This is a genomic window from Acinetobacter sp. AR_0276 (genome assembly GCF_003000705.1).
Classification (GTDB): Bacteria; Pseudomonadota; Gammaproteobacteria; order Pseudomonadales; family Moraxellaceae; genus Acinetobacter; species Acinetobacter nosocomialis.
Genome location: NZ_PSQO01000004.1, coordinates 3,406,404 through 3,422,706, shown reverse-complemented (window position 1 = coordinate 3,422,706; position 16,303 = coordinate 3,406,404). Strand labels below are relative to the sequence as shown.

The following is a 16,303-nucleotide window of genomic DNA, read 5'->3' as shown; positions in this document are numbered from 1 at the left end:
CTTTCATCTGATGGGAATAGCTATTTAGAAATCATAACTTGCTATCATGTTGAAGCGGTTATCCACCCCGTTTCGACCATCGAAAGTTTCTCGTTCGCCATATACATATTCAACACCTAAGGTAATTGGCTTGTATGGGTTATACATGGTATTTACCCAGCCCTGCCAAAGCTGTTTGTTTTGAGTCGTGCTATTGTGGTGTAATTCGGCAAAACGGTTATCGTCTTTAGCTTTCATATAGCCATAAGCTAAAGTCGAGCGAATTTTTGGCGTGAATTGATGAGTTACCCCCAAAGACACCGTATCAAATTCATTGCTATGCATGTTGTTCTGCTCATCTATTGCATAGCCACTATTGCTCCACAATAAGAAACGTCCATCGCCTTTGACATGGTAATAATCGGCTTTAAGTAAAGTATCGGGTGTCATTTGGTATTTACCGCCGAAACCTACGCCCCAAGCCCATTCACTGTCATTATTGGTTCTTTTTTCTGCAACAAAACTACGGCCTGAAAGCATCGAACCATTGGCAAATTTATGATTTAAACGCCCCACTAAAGCAGGTAAACGCATTTTGTTATCTGGGTCTGTTGCCGCAGTATATTTCGGGTCTTCAACTGATACTGCAAAACTTGTATTTGCCGTTAAATTATCGCTATAGCGAACCATTGGCGATCTAAGTAAAGCACTGCCTACAAATGTTCCTGCATCGATTGTTTCTGGGTAATATTCAGGGGCAATGAATGTCGACCATGTTTGACCAATCAACCATTTATCAAAAGTTAAATAAGCATGACGTATACGGAACTGATCACGAGTAGCCGCCCCAAAAAAGTCCATTTCTAACTTTCCACCCACATCACCAGCAGTTGTTGGTGTTTTAAAATTCAATCCGAAACGGGTCACATAAACCGTACTGTGCAATTGGTCCCTCTGGGCAGATTCTTCTGGCGTATGTTCAAGTGGAACCCCACTAATATTGTTATACATCGTAGATGCACCCTTAATTTGGTAAGAAGCATCTGCTCGTATATAACCATATAAGTTAAATTCTGTACCCGATTTAGTTAATACTTGTTGTATGGATTGTGGAGCTTGAGTAGCCACAGGAGCAACTTGTTCTACTTTTTCTTGGGTTAAAGATTTTTGAGTTTGTATATCTGCCTGTAGCATTGCCCGTAATTCGTTTACTTCTTGGCGAAGTTGCTCTATTTCAGGGTTTACTTGACCAGCAAAAGCAGAAGACATAAGCAGAGTCACAGAAACTGCCAACAAGCTTTTTTGAACCGTTGTATTTAAAACTTTCATCATGAAATTTTCCTTTAGACCTTTAAGTAGTCTTAAAAGTCTCGACATCCTTTTTGTTATGTACCTATCTAAAATAGATCCTTAAAAATTTGCCTTTCTTTCACAAGAAAGACCTTCCCTCATATTTTTTAGCCGTATCCTCCCTAACGCAGCAAAAGCAACTTTTTAATTTTCCATTTTTTATATTCTCTTCCACATTGAGAATATTCAGTTTTAACCCCTTATTTATATTCCCCAATAGTATTATTTTTTTGCAATAAACCCCTGATAAGTCAAAATTTGCGTATAAGGCTGTACACTTTCAAAGCCCGTCTTTTCCAAAAGTTTTATATATCCTTCAGTCGTTAAACTAAAAAAGTCCTCCGCCATACGCTCCAACATTTTTTGACATTGTTCTTCTGTTAACCCTTGAGCCAAGCACAAGTAACGCAATGCTTGAAGCTGCTGTGGATTTACACAAGTCATGAGGTCATAGGTAAGTAAAAGCGCTTTTTCTTTTAAGCGATCATAAATATCCTTAAAGAAGGCTGGTTTTATGTCATCTGCAATAAAATGAGCCACAAGAATAGAAAGTGCAGCATCGAAACATGGTTCCAAAGGCAGTGCTGAAGTATCACCATGTACAAAAGTGACTTGGGTAGATTTACCTAAAAGTTCAACCTGCTCCTGAGCTTTTTGCAGCATGGTTAAAGATGGATCGACTGCTGTAAATTTCCAGTTTGGATGTCTTTTAAGTAAATATTCGAGTTCATAACCCGTACCACAGCCCACAATTAAGACATGAGCATCGGGTGGCAACACCGACTGTAAAATGGCATTCACCTGTAGATGGATGACTTCATAACCCGGAATTAATTTACGAATATGCGCATCATATCCTTCAACTACTTTAGGGCTATTAAAGTCTTTTGCCATTTTGTTTTATCCCTTTTAAAACTGCTTTTCGGTTTATCATTTTCTGCACTTTGAACGAGCTTTTAACTTATTTAGTCAAAGACATTGCCCGTTAAATTAAGTTCAGCTCGCATAATTTCCTGCAATTTAAACTTTTGCGCTTTGCCAGAAGCAGTCATTGGAAACTCATTAAAAAATCGGACATAGCGCGGCACTTTATTATGAGAAATATGCTCTTTGCAAAATTGGCGAATGCTGTCTTCATCGACTTGGTGATGCTCATGCAAAATAATGCATGCGCAAAGTTCTTCACCATATTTTGCATCTGGCAAGCCAATCACCTGTACATCGCTTACATCTGGATGGGTATATAAAAAGTCTTCAATCTCTTTTGGAAAAAGGTTTTCTCCTCCGCGAATCACGACATCTTTAATGCGGCCTTTAATTTTAATAAAACCGTCTTGATCCATCTCGGCAATATCACCCGTATGCATCCAACCAGCAGCATCTATCACTTCACGGGTCTTTTCTTCTTCACCCCAATAACCGGCCATCACTGAATAACCACGAACGCATAACTCACCTAATGTGCCTTGCGGAACAATTTGTCCTTCTAAATCGACAATTTTAATTTCAACATGCGGATGAACATGCCCAACTGTGCTTACCCGTTTATCGATTGAATCGTTTACCGAGCTTTGTACACTCACTGGCGAGGTTTCTGTCATGCCATAACAAATGGTAATTTCCGACATATGCATTCGGTCTATGACACGTTGCATAATTTCACGTGGACAAGGACTACCTGCCATAATGCCTGTTCTTAAGCTCGAAAGATCAAACTCATTAAACTGTTCATGTTCTAAAGTGGCAATAAACATGGTTGGTACACCATAAGCTGCCGTGCAACGTTCTTGATGAATCGCTTTTAAAGTTTCCAAAGGATTAAATACAGCCGATGGATAGACCATGGTTGACCCATGCGTCACACACGCCAGATTCCCCATCACCATGCCAAAACAATGGAACAATGGCACAGAAATACAGACTTTATCTTGAGCAGTTAAACGGATGCCTTCACCGACAAAATAACCATTATTTAAAATATTATGGTGGGTTAACATGGTCCCTTTCGGGTTACCTGTTGTACCTGAGGTAAATTGAATATTAATGGTTTCATCAAACTGGAGCTGTCTGGCTAATTGTTTTAATTGTTCTAGCTGTTCAGAAGTTGGTGTGGTGACTAAATCACTAAAACGATAAATACCCGTATGTTGTTGGTCATCAATTTTAATGACAAATTTTAAATGCGGCAGACGCTCTGAACTGAGCACTTTATCTGGGCTATTAGTTAATTCAGGGGCAATTTTTGTGAGTAATTCTTGATAATCCGTCGTTTTGAATTGAGAAGCAATAATCAATCCTTTGCACGAGACTTTATTCAACACATATTCAAGTTCATGACTTTTATAAGCTGTATTCAGGTTAACTAAAATAATCCCTGCTTTAAAAGCTGCAAATTGGGTTACCGTCCATTCCACACAGTTAGGTGACCAAATCGCTAATCGGTCTCCTTTTTTTAATCCCAATTTTAATAGGCTACAAGCAAAAGCGTTTACTTCATCTTGTAAAGCTTTATAGGTTAATCGTCTATTTTGATGAAAACTAACGATTGCTTCCTTTTCAGCATATTGCTGACAGGCCTGATCAAATTGTTCACCAATGGTCATACCCAATAAGGGTTGTGTACTTGGTCCCGAGGCGTAGCTTAACCGTTCTTGTTGCATTGAATCATTCTCCTTGATTCTTCTAATTCTCTTCTTACCTGATCTAATTGTTGTTACTGCAACTACTTTTCCAAACTACTTATTTTGTGTTGTTTTATCCTTTATATGCCCTATTTCTTTTGCACAGCATCCACACAAAAGTCCGCAATCTGTTTTGAAAAATAGTCTTTGTGCGCATGATCAAACTTTGTATTTTGAGCTGGGTCTAGGGGTTCAACCACCACATAAGTCATAGCACCGACTACACAAAGTGCTGCTGTGTTTAAATCATCCAAGACAAACTCACCACTTGCATTTCCATCCGCAAGTATTTTTTTAATACTTTGTTTAATCAATTGCTTCACACGAAAACGCTCATGTTCAACCGTGGAATCGACAGGTTCAAACATGAGTGAATACGCAAGCTGAGGACTATTCAGTGCCCGTTTTACAAAAGTTGCCACCGCCTTGTGTAATTTCTGCTTTGCCGATAAGTCACTTTCGGTAATCGAATCGATGACCAATAGCTCTGTATTAATGGCATCAGACAAAACTTCTATTAGCACTTGGCTTTTATTATCGAAGTAGCGATAAACCAGTCCACTAGATACACCTGCTTGCTCTGCAATTGTTTGTATTTGTGCGTCCTTAAATCCTCCTTCTGAAATTATTTTTCTAGCTGAATTCAAAATCGATTTACGATTTTGCTCCATCCGCTCTTGCATTAAAGATGATCGTTTATAGCTCATAATTTATTCTCTAACAAATAAAATGAATTGTAAATCATTTTATGAATCTGTATTCACTTTTTCAAAAAATCATTGTATGGTAATTATCAAATACCCACAAAATATTTTATGGACAACAAATATAACCAATAGGATGAAAATATCATGAACCTACGCAGCTTGAATTTCGGTCTAGATGAAACTTTAATTGCGCTTCAAGATTCGGTAGCCGCATTTTGTGCAAAGGAAATTGCACCAATTGCCCAACAAGTTGATCAAGACAACAAATTCCCTGCACATCTCTGGAAAAAATTCGGAGATATGGGCCTTTTAGGCATGACGGTTTCTGAAGAATATGGCGGTGCCAATATGGGTTATTTAGCTCATATTATTGCCATGCAAGAAATTTCTCGTGCTTCGGCAGCTATTGGCTTGTCATATGGTGCTCATTCTAATTTATGTGTAAACCAAATTAACCGTAACGGTAACGGGCAGCAAAAACAAAAGTATTTACCAAAATTAATTTCCGGTGAATATGTTGGTGCCCTTGCCATGTCTGAGCCAAATGCCGGTTCTGATGTGGTCAGCATGAAATTACGCGCCGAGCAAAAAGGTGATCACTTTGTTTTAAACGGTTCAAAAATGTGGATTACCAACGGCGGTGATGCAGATGTACTGGTCGTTTACGCTAAAACTGATCCACAAGCGGGCCCTAAAGGCATGACCGCATTCTTGATTGAAAAAGGTATGAAAGGCTTTAGTCACGGCAACCACTTAGATAAGCTCGGTATGCGTGGTTCTAATACTTATCCACTGTTCTTTGACAATGTAGAAGTTCCTGCTGAAAACGTACTCGGTGGTGTGGGTAACGGGGTTAAAGTACTCATGAGTGGTTTGGATTATGAACGAGCAGTTTTAAGTGCCGGACCTTTAGGCATTATGGATGCTTGCTTAGATGTCGTTATTCCCTACTTGCATCAGCGTGAACAGTTTGGTCAGGCTTTAGGTGAATTCCAGCTTATGCAAGGCAAACTTGCCGATATGTATTCAACATGGCTTGCATGTAAAGCTCTCGTTTATGCGGTTGGTGCTGCATGTGACAAAGCAGATCATGACCGCAGCTTACGCAAAGATGCCGCAAGTGCCATTTTATATGCTGCCGAAAAAGCAACATGGATGGCTGGTGAAGCCATTCAGACTTTAGGTGGCAACGGTTATATCAATGAATTCCCTGCTGGCCGTTTATGGCGCGATGCCAAACTTTATGAAATTGGTGCGGGAACTTCTGAAATTCGCCGCATGCTAATTGGCCGCGAACTTTTCAATGAAACCAAATAATAATTATAAATAAGGACGCATCTTATGAACCAATTACAAAGCAAGATTAATGTTCGAAGCGAAGACTTCAAAACAAACCAGCAAGCCATGCAAACATTGGTCACAGATCTCAAACAGGTTGCCCAGCGTATTGCTTTAGGCGGTGGTGAAAATGCCCGACAAAAACATTTGGCTCGAGGTAAACTTTTACCCCGTGAACGTATTGATCAACTGATTGACGTCGGCACGGCATTTTTAGAAATTGGTCAATTGGCAGCGTACAACGTTTATGAAGATGATGTTCCTGCTGCCGGTGTGATTGCTGGTATTGGTCAGGTCAACGGCGTAACTTGCATGATCGTTGCCAACGATGCAACGGTTAAAGGCGGAACGTATTACCCACTTACAGTTAAAAAGCATTTACGCGCACAAGAAATTGCTGAACAAAATCACTTGCCTTGTATTTATTTAGTAGATTCAGGCGGTGCTTATTTACCAATGCAAGATGAGGTTTTCCCAGACCGCGATCACTTTGGGCGTATTTTCTATAATCAGGCACGCATGTCGAGCCTAGGTATTGCTCAAATTGCCGTGGTGATGGGGAGCTGTACCGCTGGTGGTGCGTATGTGCCTGCCATGTCTGATGAAACCGTTATTGTCCGTAATCAAGGTACGATTTTCTTAGGCGGCCCTCCTCTGGTAAAAGCTGCAACAGGCGAAGTGGTAAGCAGTGAAGATTTAGGCGGCGGCGATGTACACACACGTCTTTCAGGTGTAGCTGATCACTTAGCTGAAAATGATGAACATGCCATTGCGATTGCACGAAACATTGTTGCTAACTTAAATAAAAAGCCAAATGAGTTAAACAAGCAAATTGATGAGCCGCTGTTTGATGCATCGGAACTCTATGGCGTGGTGCCAAGTGATGCGCGTAAACCTTTCGATGTGCGTGAAGTCATTGCACGTATTGTAGACGGTTCTCGTTTTGATGAATTCAAAGCACGCTTTGGTTCAACCCTCATTACTGGTTTTGCTTCACTCTATGGTATGCCAGTCGGCATTATTGCAAATAACGGGATTTTATTTTCTGAGTCTGCACAAAAAGGTGCGCACTTTATTGAGCTATGTACACAGCGCAATATTCCATTGTTATTCCTACAAAACATTACGGGCTTTATGGTTGGTCGCCAGTATGAAAATGAAGGGATTGCAAAAAACGGCGCTAAATTAGTGATGGCAGTTGCCACCGCAAATGTACCTAAACTCACCCTGATTATTGGTGGTTCGTTTGGTGCAGGTAACTACGGTATGTGTGGCCGCGCTTATTCACCACGCTTTTTATGGACTTGGCCCAACTCTCGTATTTCAGTCATGGGCGGCGAACAAGCAGCGAGCGTACTTTCGACTTTAAAACGTGACCAGATTGAGCAAAAAGGTGCCCAGTGGTCAGCGCAAGAAGAAGACGAGTTTAAACAACCTATTCGTGAACAATACGAGCGCCAAGGCCATCCGTACTATGCTTCTGCCCGCCTTTGGGATGACGGTGTAATCGACCCAGCTCAAACCCGTCAGGTACTTGGTTTAAGTTTGGCTGCGGCCATGAATGCCCCTATCCAGCCAACCAAATTTGGCGTGTTCCGCATGTAAGAGGTGTATATGAGCTATCAATTTTTACAACTCGAACAACAAGGTCAGGTTGCCTATGTTTGGCTGAATCGCCCTGAATTGCACAATGCATTTAATACAACAGTCATTGAAGAATTGCATGCCTGCTTTAAGCAAATCAATACACGTGATGATATACGTGTGGTCGTTTTAGCTGGACGCGGTAAAAGCTTTTCGGCAGGTGCCGACCTGAACTGGATGAAACAGGCAGGTCAGGCATCTTCAGCAGAAAATGAAGCAGATGCATTAAAACTTGCCCAAATGCTTGATGCACTTGCAACACTTAAACAACCGACTATTGCCCGCGTGCATGGCATTGCCTTTGGTGGCGGCATGGGTTTGGCATCGGCATGTGATATTTGTATTGCCAGCACCGATGCCAAGTTTGCTACGTCTGAAGTTCGTTTAGGACTTGCTCCATCAACCATTAGTCCCTATGTGATTCGTGCGATTGGTGCAAGACAAGCCTCACGTTATTTCTTAACTGCCGAGCGGATTTCAGCACGTGAAGCCAAACAAATTGGTTTGGCACACGAAGTAGCAGATGCCGAAGACCTAGATAAAAAAGTTCAAGAAATTATTGATGCTCTATTACTCGGTGGCCCGCACGCTCAAACGGCCTCCAAACAACTCATTCAAATGGTGAGCAACCAGACCATGAGCAATGACTTGCTGCAACAGACAGCACATCATATTGCTCAAGTTCGTCAAGGCAGTGAGGCAAAAGAAGGTCTGAGTGCCTTTTTAAATAAACAGCAGCCTGCTTGGGTTTCTAACTCGAATAACAACAATTAAGGACGATCATCATGTTTGAAAAGATTTTAATTGCGAACCGTGGCGAAATTGCCTGCCGCGTAATTCGTACAGCTAAAAAATTAGGTATTAGAACGGTTGCCGTTTACTCAGATGCAGACGCAAATGCACAACACGTCAAACTTGCAGATGAAGCGATTTATATTGGTCAGTCCCCTGCAACACAAAGTTATTTACAGGTTGATCGTATTATTCAAGCTGCCATTGATACAGGTAGCCAAGCGGTTCACCCAGGCTACGGCTTCCTTTCTGAAAATGATCAGTTTGCACTCGCTTGCCAACAACACAACATTTGCTTTATTGGCCCGCCAGTGGATGCCATTTTAGCGATGGGCTTAAAAGCAACCTCGAAAGCTTTAATGGAAAAAGCAGGTGTTCCTTTAACACCGGGCTATCACGGAACCAACCAAGATGCCGACTTTTTAAAACAACAGGCAGACCGAATTGGCTATCCTGTTTTAATTAAAGCCAGTGCTGGCGGCGGTGGTAAAGGCATGAGTCTGGTTGAACGCAGTGAAGATTTTCTGCATGCCTTAGCCTCTTGTAAACGTGAAGCCAAATCGAGCTTTGGTAATGATGATGTCTTGATTGAGCGTTATGTGATTCAACCGCGCCACATTGAAGTGCAAGTGTTTGGCGATACACATGGCAACTACGTACATTTGTTTGAACGTGATTGTTCGGTACAACGCCGTCACCAAAAAGTGCTAGAAGAAGCCCCTGCTCCACAAATGCCAAGCGAGAAACTCGAGGCAATGCGCCAAGCTGCAATTGATGCTGCACGCGCGGTAAATTATGTTGGCGCAGGTACAGTTGAGTTTATTGTAGAACAAGACGGTACGGCGTATTTCATGGAAATGAATACACGTCTACAAGTCGAACATCCTGTTACTGAAATGATTACAGGTGAAGACTTGGTCGAATGGCAACTTCGTGTGGCCTATGGTGAACCTTTGCCTAAACTACAAAACGAATTGCAGATTCACGGCCATGCGCTCGAAGCACGTATTTATGCCGAAGAACCAGAAAAAGGCTTTTTACCAGCAATCGGTAAAATTGACTATTTGCACTACCCAACGCAAAACCAATATGTACGTGTAGACAGCGGTATTGTTGAAGGCGATGAAATCACGACCTATTATGACCCGATGATTGCCAAACTGATTGTATGGGGTAAAAACCGTGAAGCTGCGCTTATTCAAATGCAAAATGCTTTGAGCCAATTCCATGTCGATGGCTTAGGTAACAACATTGCCTTTCTTGAAAAGATTGTACGTAGCGAATCGTTTAAACAAGCTAAGCTTGATACCAACCTGATTCAACGTGAACAAAACTTCTTGTTTAGCCCTGAAGAGATCAAACCGGAACTGGTAGTGGCAGCGGCATTTATTGAGTTTTTAAGCAAACTTAATAACAACAGCTCAAGCCAAAAACAGCTTTGGCAAGCTCAACCTCTATGGCGTTTAAATATTGCTTATCAGCACAGCATTAAACTGAATTATTTAAACCAAAATATCCAAATCAAATTTGCCTCAAATGAAGATGGCTTCACCGCAGAATATAACGGCCAAAGCTACCCGATTTCAGGTCAATTGCTTGATGCACATACGGCCTCTATTCAAATTGGTGGGACTCAGCAAAAGCAACCTTTTAACCAAAGTCAGCAAGGTATTACCTTGTTCCAAAATGGTCAAAGCTATAAGTTTGCTTATATTCGCCAAGACTTTAATCAGGCAGATAGCCAAGCCGATGAAGGTCACTTAAAAGCCCCTATGCCAGGTGTGGTCACTCAAGTGCTAGTCAGTGCAAATCATAGCGTGAAGAAAGACGATATTTTAATGACGCTTGAAGCAATGAAAATGGAATATACCATCCGTGCTCCTAAAGACGGCGTGATTGTAGATTCCTACTTCCAAGTAGGTGATCAGGTCAAAGCTGGCGATGAGCTTGTGGAATTTCAACCTGCACAGGAGGAAGTTGCATGAGTGAATTTGTCAAAATCGTGGAGGTCGGTCCCAGAGACGGCCTTCAAAACGAAAAGCAGGCTTTAACAGTTGAACAACGCTTAAACTTCATTAACGATCTGATTAATGCAGGCCTGAAATCAATTGAAGTGGGTTCATGCGTTTCGGCAAAATGGGTGCCACAAATGGCTCAAAGTGACGAGCTATTTAAGTTATTACCCCAAACAGCCGATGTGCAATTTAGCCTGCTCACCCCCAATATCAAAGGTTTTGAAACTGCTCAAGCGGTCGGATGCAAAGAGGTTGCCGTGTTTACCGCAGCTTCGGAAAGCTTTACCCGCAAAAATATCAACTGTTCAATCGAAGAAAGCTTTGAGAAATTTAGCGATGTCATGAGCGCGGCAAAAGCCCATAACATCCGTGTGCGAGGTTATGTCTCTTGTATAGTCGATTGCCCTTATGAAGGCGCAATTGCCCCTGAGCAAGTCGTAAAAGTGGTTAAACGACTCTATGATATGGGCTGCTATGAAGTGTCTTTAGGTGAAACCATTGGTACCGCAACACCAGATCGCGTCCAAAAGGTATGGCAAGCCTGTCTTGCTGAGCTCGACAGCAAGGTTTTAGCCGGCCATTTCCACAACACCTATGGCATGGCGATTGCCAATATTTATCAGTCTTTACAACAAGGTATTCGCGTTTTTGACTCGTCTCTTGCAGGACTTGGGGGTTGCCCTTATGCCAAAGGCGCCTCAGGTAATGTATCGACCGAAGATTTGTTTTATTTACTATCCCACATGGGTTTTGAAACTGGCATTAATTTAGAAAAACTGATGCAAGCCAGCCAAAATATTAGCAATGTATTAAACCGAAAAAGCTTGTCGAATTATGCAAATGCTTACTGGCAAACCAAGTGTGCCTAGTCATCAATTAAAGTAGCTCAGCATCTGGTATAAAGCTGAATATTAGGTGAAATACCAGATCATCCTATCTCATCTTTATCTCATTCTGTTCAGGAATTGGGACTCAATCCCTCATGCAATTTTTTTAAAATCTATTATTTATCTTTGTATTAAATGCCTCTTTCAAAAGAAGCATTTTCTACCCTATTTTTATTCTAATCCGTATTATTCTTCATCCTTTTTCAATTGTAATCCTTAAAAAATTTATCTCATTATTTATAAAAATAAGATGCATCCATTTCAATTCTTGGAGAAATATATTCTTCTACCCAATCTAACCATGCACGTGTTTTGGCATCAATAAAATGGCGTGAAGGCAATAAGGTATAAACCCCGATATCAGGTGAACGCCACTCTGGCAAGATATGACATAATCTTCCATTTTGAACTGCATCTAAAGCCGAAAACATCGGCAATAATGCGATGCCCATATCCTGCTGCACCACATCTAATAATAACTCAGGGTTATCTGCAATGAGTTGCCCGCCAATGTCGATTTGGTAAGACTCACCACTTGTATTTAATAAGTGCCAATCTGGTGTAATAGACGGATTTACCAAGCGTAAACAGGCATGACTTTTTAAGTCTTCGGGGGACTCAGGTATCCCATGTTTTTCTAGGTAAGCAGGTGATGCACATAAAACAGAAAAAATAGTGCCAATTCTGCGTGCGACAAACCGTGAGTCTGTTAATGATTCAGTCAGATAAAGACTAACATCGACCCCTTTTGCCAACAGGTCCGGAACGTATTGTGAAGTCGTATATTCCACGGTTAATTCGGGGTAATGTTTACAAAACTCAGCCATCACTGGAAAAACATAATGATGCCCAAAGCTTCCCATACTTAACACGCGTAAACGGCCTTTGGGTTTAGAAGCTGTTCCGGTGACTTCTGACTCCGCTTCATCCACCATTGAAATGACTTGGCGACAGCGCTCTGCATAAGTCGCACCAATATCAGTGAGGGCCTGCTGGCGCGTTGAGCGTTGTATTAATTTTGTACCTAAGCGTGTTTCTAGCTCGCTGATAAGACGTGAAACCTGTGCTGTGGTCAGATCCATCTGCTCAGCTGCTGCTGTGAAACTCCCGCTATCAATCACTTTCAGGAATGCATGCATAGCATGCAATAGTCCACCATCGAGATTTTTGCGCATAACGTAAATATGTTTTCCTAAATTACGGATTGTTGCACCAGTTTAGTTCAACCACAATGACTAAATGTACATACATTGGCACCAATTCTTTTTAAGAAGAGGAACCGATCTTTTTTTATTTCGTATGTCACTTGCTCCAAATATTCAACTGGATGTTGAAAAAAGAAAGTAGTCCGAGCTACTAAAAATTCTAAGGAGATATAAATGAATATAGCTACAAAAGTCACTCCAAATATTATTGCAACAAAGGATGTGTCACTTGAAGATAAATATGTAAGTGATAACGGTACAGCATATATGACCGGCATTCAGGCGCTTGTTCGTTTGCCTCTTGCCCAAACTCGCCGTGACGCGATTAATGGTTATCATACTGCTGGTTTTATTTCTGGTTATCGCGGTTCTCCTGTTGGTAACTATGATAGTTTCCTTTGGCAAGTTCAAGGATTACTTAAATCCCATAATGTTGTATTTCAACCTGGCGTAAATGAAGACTTGGCTGCTACCGCAATTTGGGGTACCCAACAAGTTAACCTTTCAGGTCAAGGCAAATATGATGGAGTGTCTTCATGGTGGTATGGTAAAGGCCCGGGTGTTGACCGTTCAGGCGACGTACTCCGCCATGCTAACTTAGCTGGTACCTCTGAACGTGGTGGTGTCGTTGCTTTATTTGGTGATGACCACTCTTGTAAATCTTCTACAATTCCCCACCAGTCTGAACATGTCATGATTGGTTGCGGTATTCCAATTTTCTACCCAACATCCGTTCAACAAATTTTAGACTTTGGTGTTCATGCCATTGCTGTTTCACGTTTTTCTGGTCTGTGGACTTCCATGAAGCTGGTCAGTGAAATTGTAGAAACTTCAGCTTCTGTTCATGTCGATTTAGACCGTGTCACTCCTGTTATACCAAAAGATGTCAATTTCCCAGAGGGTGGCGTTAATATTCGTTGGCCAGATCATGGCATTCAACAAGAAGAACGTCTTTATAAATATCGCTTACCTGCTGTTTTGGCTTATGCCCGTGCGAATAAAATCAATACCGTAACATGGCCTTGTGAAAATGCCCGTATTGGTATTGCTGCAAGTGGTAAAGGTTATTTAGATACCATTGAAGCCCTACGTATTTTAGGTATTGAGGATGAAACAGCCCAACAGCTTGGGTTACGTGTTTATCAAGTTGGGCTGATTTGGCCTCTAGAACCACAAGGTCTACGTGAATTTGCCGAAGGTTTAGAAGAGCTAATTGTTGTTGAAGAAAAACGTCCAATTCTTGAGACACAAATTAAAGATGAGTTGTACTCACTTCCTGATGACAAACGTCCTCGTGTTATTGGTAAAGCGATTGATGGCAAAGGTGAATGGAGTACCTCTATTGAAGAAGCACCGCTCATTGGTCACTATGAGTATCAGCCTGAACCGATTGCAAAAATGCTAGCTGCTCGCTTCTTAAAACTAGATATTCCAGAAAGCTTAAAAGCACAAATCCAAAGCAGAATCGACTTACTGCTAAAAGCAGAGCAAGAATCAAAACGTGTGATTGATCTTGCTGAACGTAAACCATATTTCTGTAGTGGTTGCCCACATAACTCATCAACAGTCGTTCCTGAAGGTAGTCGTGCGTTAGGCGGTATCGGTTGTCACTATATTGCTGTTTCGCTTGACCGTGGTACCGAAACGTTCTCTCAAATGGGCGGTGAAGGTGTAAGTTGGGTGGGTGCATCACCATTTACCAATGAAAAACACATTTTTGCTAATCTTGGTGATGGAACCTATTTCCACTCTGGTTACTTAGCAATTCGTCAATCTATCGCTGCAAAAACAAATATCACCTACAAAATCCTCTACAACGATGCGGTCGCTATGACAGGTGGTCAGCATGTAGATGGGCATTTGAGCGTTGCACAGTTAACTCGCCAGCTCGCTGCCGAAGGTATTAAAAAACAAGTGATTGTCACTGATGAAGTTAAATTATTAAATGAAGAAGACGGTATTGCAGCGGGTGTAGAAATTCGCCACCGTAATGAGCTTGATGCAGTTCAACGTGAGCTACGTGAAGTTTCAGGTGTAACCGCTTTAATTTATGTACAAACCTGTGCCAGTGAAAAACGCCGTCGCCGTAAACGTGATGCCTACCCTGACCCAGCTGAGCGTTTATACATTAACAGTGATATTTGCGAAGGTTGTGGCGACTGTTCTAAAAAATCAAACTGTTTATCTATTGAGCCAGTAGAGACTGCTTTAGGGACTAAACGTCAAATTAACCAAAGTAGCTGTAATAAAGACTTCACTTGTGCCGAAGGGTTTTGCCCAAGCTTTGTGACTGTTCATACACGTGATATGAAACGTCCTGCTAAATTTGAAGGTATTGGTGCAGGCTGGCCAACATCACCCGTTATTCCTCAGTTATATGACGTTCCAAGTCGTATTATGGTCGGTGGTATTGGTGGTACAGGTGTTGTGACTATTGGTGCACTGCTTGGTATGGCGGCTCACCTCGAAGGTAAAGCAACACGTGTTATGGACATGGCCGGCCTTGCCCAAAAAGGTGGTACGGTTTATTCATACGTTCAACTTGCAGCAAGTGATGAGCAAATTTCTTCTACCAAAATTCCAGCGGGTCAATGTGAATTACTCATCGGTGCAGATGCCGTAGTCGCTGGTGGTAGCGCTGCTCTATCTCGTTTAAAAGATGATGCTTTAGTTATTGTGAATGAAGACAGTACCCCTACTTCTGAGTTTATTAAATCTCGTGACTGGTATGCGCCTATTACCGATTTAATTGACCGTCTCCGTGGTCGTGTTCGTCAAGGTCAGCTGGTTTCTCTGCCAGCGGCTCGTATTGCAACTCAGCTCTTAGGTGATTCAATTTATACCAACCAGTTATTGCTCGGTATGGCATGGCAATCTGGTCGCATTCCGCTATTACGTGAAAGTATTGAAAAAGCAATTCGCCTAAATGGTACGGCTGTTGAAAAGAACCTTGAAGCTTTCCGTGTAGGTTGTCATCTTGCAAGTGACCCGACTTTAGCTGCTCGTTTACTTGCAGCAATGCCAAAAACCAAAACTCCGCAAACTTTAGCTGAACTTGTTGAAGACCGTTCTGCTCGTCTAACAGACTACTGGAATGAAGCTTATGCAGCTAAATACCGCACTCTTGTAGAATTGGCAGCTAAAAAGTTACCAGAAGAGTTAACAGGTACGATTGCAACTCAGCTTTACAGAGTTATGGCTTATAAAGATGAATATGAAGTTGCACGTCTACTAACAGGTAAAAGCTTCAAAGAATCAATTGAAACCCAATTCGGTAAAGGCTTACGTTTAACCTATCATCTTGCTCCACCAGCGTTACTTGGTGGTCTGAAAAATGTCCGTAAACGTGCGTTTGGTTACTGGATGCGTTTCCCGATGATGATGCTCGCTCGCTTACAATGGCTTCGTGAAACTTTCCTTGACCCATTTGCGCGTCAAGAAGAACGTCAACACGAACAAGCTTGGCGTGACCGTTACATCGCATTTGTTGAAACACTTGTTGAGACACCAGACAATCATAACTTGGCAGTTGCTGAACAAATTGCAAAATTACCGGCAGAAGTCCGCGGTTATGGTCATATCAAAATGAAAGCAATGGACGCTGCAAAACAACGTTGGGATGAGCTTACGCCAACATTGCTAAAAGTCCGTAACTAACAATTAAATCTCAATAAAAAAAGTCATCCTTGGGGATGACTTTTTTTA

General features: G+C 41.7%; 11 protein-coding genes. 6 read left to right on the top strand and 5 right to left on the bottom strand.

From position 1 onward, the window contains the following. Window positions 1–24: 24 nt before the first annotated feature. From CSB87_RS17310 to CSB87_RS17295, 4 genes are all read right to left on the bottom strand, one after another. Window positions 25–1,308, bottom strand: coding sequence for a DcaP family trimeric outer membrane transporter (locus CSB87_RS17310; RefSeq protein ID WP_009501081.1), 1,284 nt, complete (start codon window positions 1,306–1,308; stop codon window positions 25–27). Between the two features lie 243 nt (window positions 1,309–1,551). Then, on the bottom strand, window positions 1,552–2,223 hold the full coding sequence (locus tag CSB87_RS17305; RefSeq protein WP_004887689.1) for a class I SAM-dependent methyltransferase: 672 nt from the start codon (window positions 2,221–2,223) through the stop codon (window positions 1,552–1,554). Window positions 2,224–2,294: 71 nt separating this feature from the next. Continuing rightward, complete coding sequence (locus CSB87_RS17300; protein ID WP_004887690.1) at window positions 2,295–3,989, bottom strand: AMP-binding protein; 1,695 nt, start codon at window positions 3,987–3,989, stop codon at window positions 2,295–2,297. A 110-nt stretch (window positions 3,990–4,099) separates the two neighbouring features. Then, complete coding sequence (locus CSB87_RS17295; protein WP_000120687.1) at window positions 4,100–4,717, bottom strand: TetR/AcrR family transcriptional regulator; 618 nt, start codon at window positions 4,715–4,717, stop codon at window positions 4,100–4,102. A 144-nt stretch (window positions 4,718–4,861) separates the two neighbouring features. Between CSB87_RS17295 and CSB87_RS17290 the strand changes: the two genes are divergently transcribed. The 5 genes from CSB87_RS17290 to CSB87_RS17270 are packed head-to-tail and all read left to right on the top strand — an operon-like array spanning window position 4,862 to window position 11,375. Beyond that, complete coding sequence (locus tag CSB87_RS17290) at window positions 4,862–6,034, top strand: isovaleryl-CoA dehydrogenase (protein WP_004887693.1); 1,173 nt, start codon at window positions 4,862–4,864, stop codon at window positions 6,032–6,034. A gap of 24 nt (window positions 6,035–6,058) precedes the next feature. Next, entirely contained in the window at window positions 6,059–7,660 is a 1,602-nt protein-coding gene (locus CSB87_RS17285) for a carboxyl transferase domain-containing protein (protein WP_004887694.1), read from the top strand. 9 nt (window positions 7,661–7,669) lie between these two features. Further along, complete coding sequence (locus CSB87_RS17280; RefSeq protein WP_004887697.1) at window positions 7,670–8,473, top strand: enoyl-CoA hydratase/isomerase family protein; 804 nt, start codon at window positions 7,670–7,672, stop codon at window positions 8,471–8,473. A gap of 11 nt (window positions 8,474–8,484) precedes the next feature. Continuing rightward, window positions 8,485–10,476: an acetyl/propionyl/methylcrotonyl-CoA carboxylase subunit alpha gene (locus CSB87_RS17275; RefSeq protein WP_031952489.1), complete on the top strand. Its 1,992-nt coding sequence runs from the start codon at window positions 8,485–8,487 to the stop codon at window positions 10,474–10,476. Then, window positions 10,473–11,375 (top strand): hydroxymethylglutaryl-CoA lyase, encoded by a 903-nt coding sequence (locus CSB87_RS17270; RefSeq protein WP_004887701.1) that lies wholly within the window; start codon window positions 10,473–10,475, stop codon window positions 11,373–11,375. Before CSB87_RS17275 ends, CSB87_RS17270 begins: the two co-directional genes overlap by 4 nt. Before the next feature lie 251 nt (window positions 11,376–11,626). Here CSB87_RS17270 and CSB87_RS17265 read toward each other — a convergent pair whose 3' ends face one another. Continuing rightward, window positions 11,627–12,568 carry a LysR family transcriptional regulator gene (locus CSB87_RS17265; protein ID WP_004887703.1) on the bottom strand — a complete coding sequence of 314 codons (942 nt, stop codon included), beginning with the start codon at window positions 12,566–12,568 and terminating at the stop codon, window positions 11,627–11,629. A 204-nt stretch (window positions 12,569–12,772) separates the two neighbouring features. Between CSB87_RS17265 and CSB87_RS17260 the strand changes: the two genes are divergently transcribed. Beyond that, complete coding sequence (locus tag CSB87_RS17260) at window positions 12,773–16,255, top strand: indolepyruvate ferredoxin oxidoreductase family protein (RefSeq protein WP_004887704.1); 3,483 nt, start codon at window positions 12,773–12,775, stop codon at window positions 16,253–16,255. Window positions 16,256–16,303: the final 48 nt, after the last annotated feature.

What these genes read in the sequence shown, in the direction of transcription:
- CSB87_RS17300 (WP_004887690.1), bottom strand. Translation starts at nt 3,989, where the DNA reads ATGCAACAAGAACGGTTAAGCTACGCCTCGGGACCAAGTACACAACCC.
- CSB87_RS17280 (WP_004887697.1), top strand. Translation starts at nt 7,670, where the DNA reads ATGAGCTATCAATTTTTACAACTCGAACAACAAGGTCAGGTTGCCTAT.
- CSB87_RS17310 (WP_009501081.1), bottom strand. Translation starts at nt 1,308, where the DNA reads ATGAAAGTTTTAAATACAACGGTTCAAAAAAGCTTGTTGGCAGTTTCT.
- CSB87_RS17305 (WP_004887689.1), bottom strand. Translation starts at nt 2,223, where the DNA reads ATGGCAAAAGACTTTAATAGCCCTAAAGTAGTTGAAGGATATGATGCG.
- CSB87_RS17290 (WP_004887693.1), top strand. Translation starts at nt 4,862, where the DNA reads ATGAACCTACGCAGCTTGAATTTCGGTCTAGATGAAACTTTAATTGCG.
- CSB87_RS17275 (WP_031952489.1), top strand. Translation starts at nt 8,485, where the DNA reads ATGTTTGAAAAGATTTTAATTGCGAACCGTGGCGAAATTGCCTGCCGC.
- CSB87_RS17285 (WP_004887694.1), top strand. Translation starts at nt 6,059, where the DNA reads ATGAACCAATTACAAAGCAAGATTAATGTTCGAAGCGAAGACTTCAAA.
- CSB87_RS17270 (WP_004887701.1), top strand. Translation starts at nt 10,473, where the DNA reads ATGAGTGAATTTGTCAAAATCGTGGAGGTCGGTCCCAGAGACGGCCTT.
- CSB87_RS17265 (WP_004887703.1), bottom strand. Translation starts at nt 12,568, where the DNA reads ATGCGCAAAAATCTCGATGGTGGACTATTGCATGCTATGCATGCATTC.
- CSB87_RS17295 (WP_000120687.1), bottom strand. Translation starts at nt 4,717, where the DNA reads ATGAGCTATAAACGATCATCTTTAATGCAAGAGCGGATGGAGCAAAAT.
- CSB87_RS17260 (WP_004887704.1), top strand. Translation starts at nt 12,773, where the DNA reads ATGAATATAGCTACAAAAGTCACTCCAAATATTATTGCAACAAAGGAT.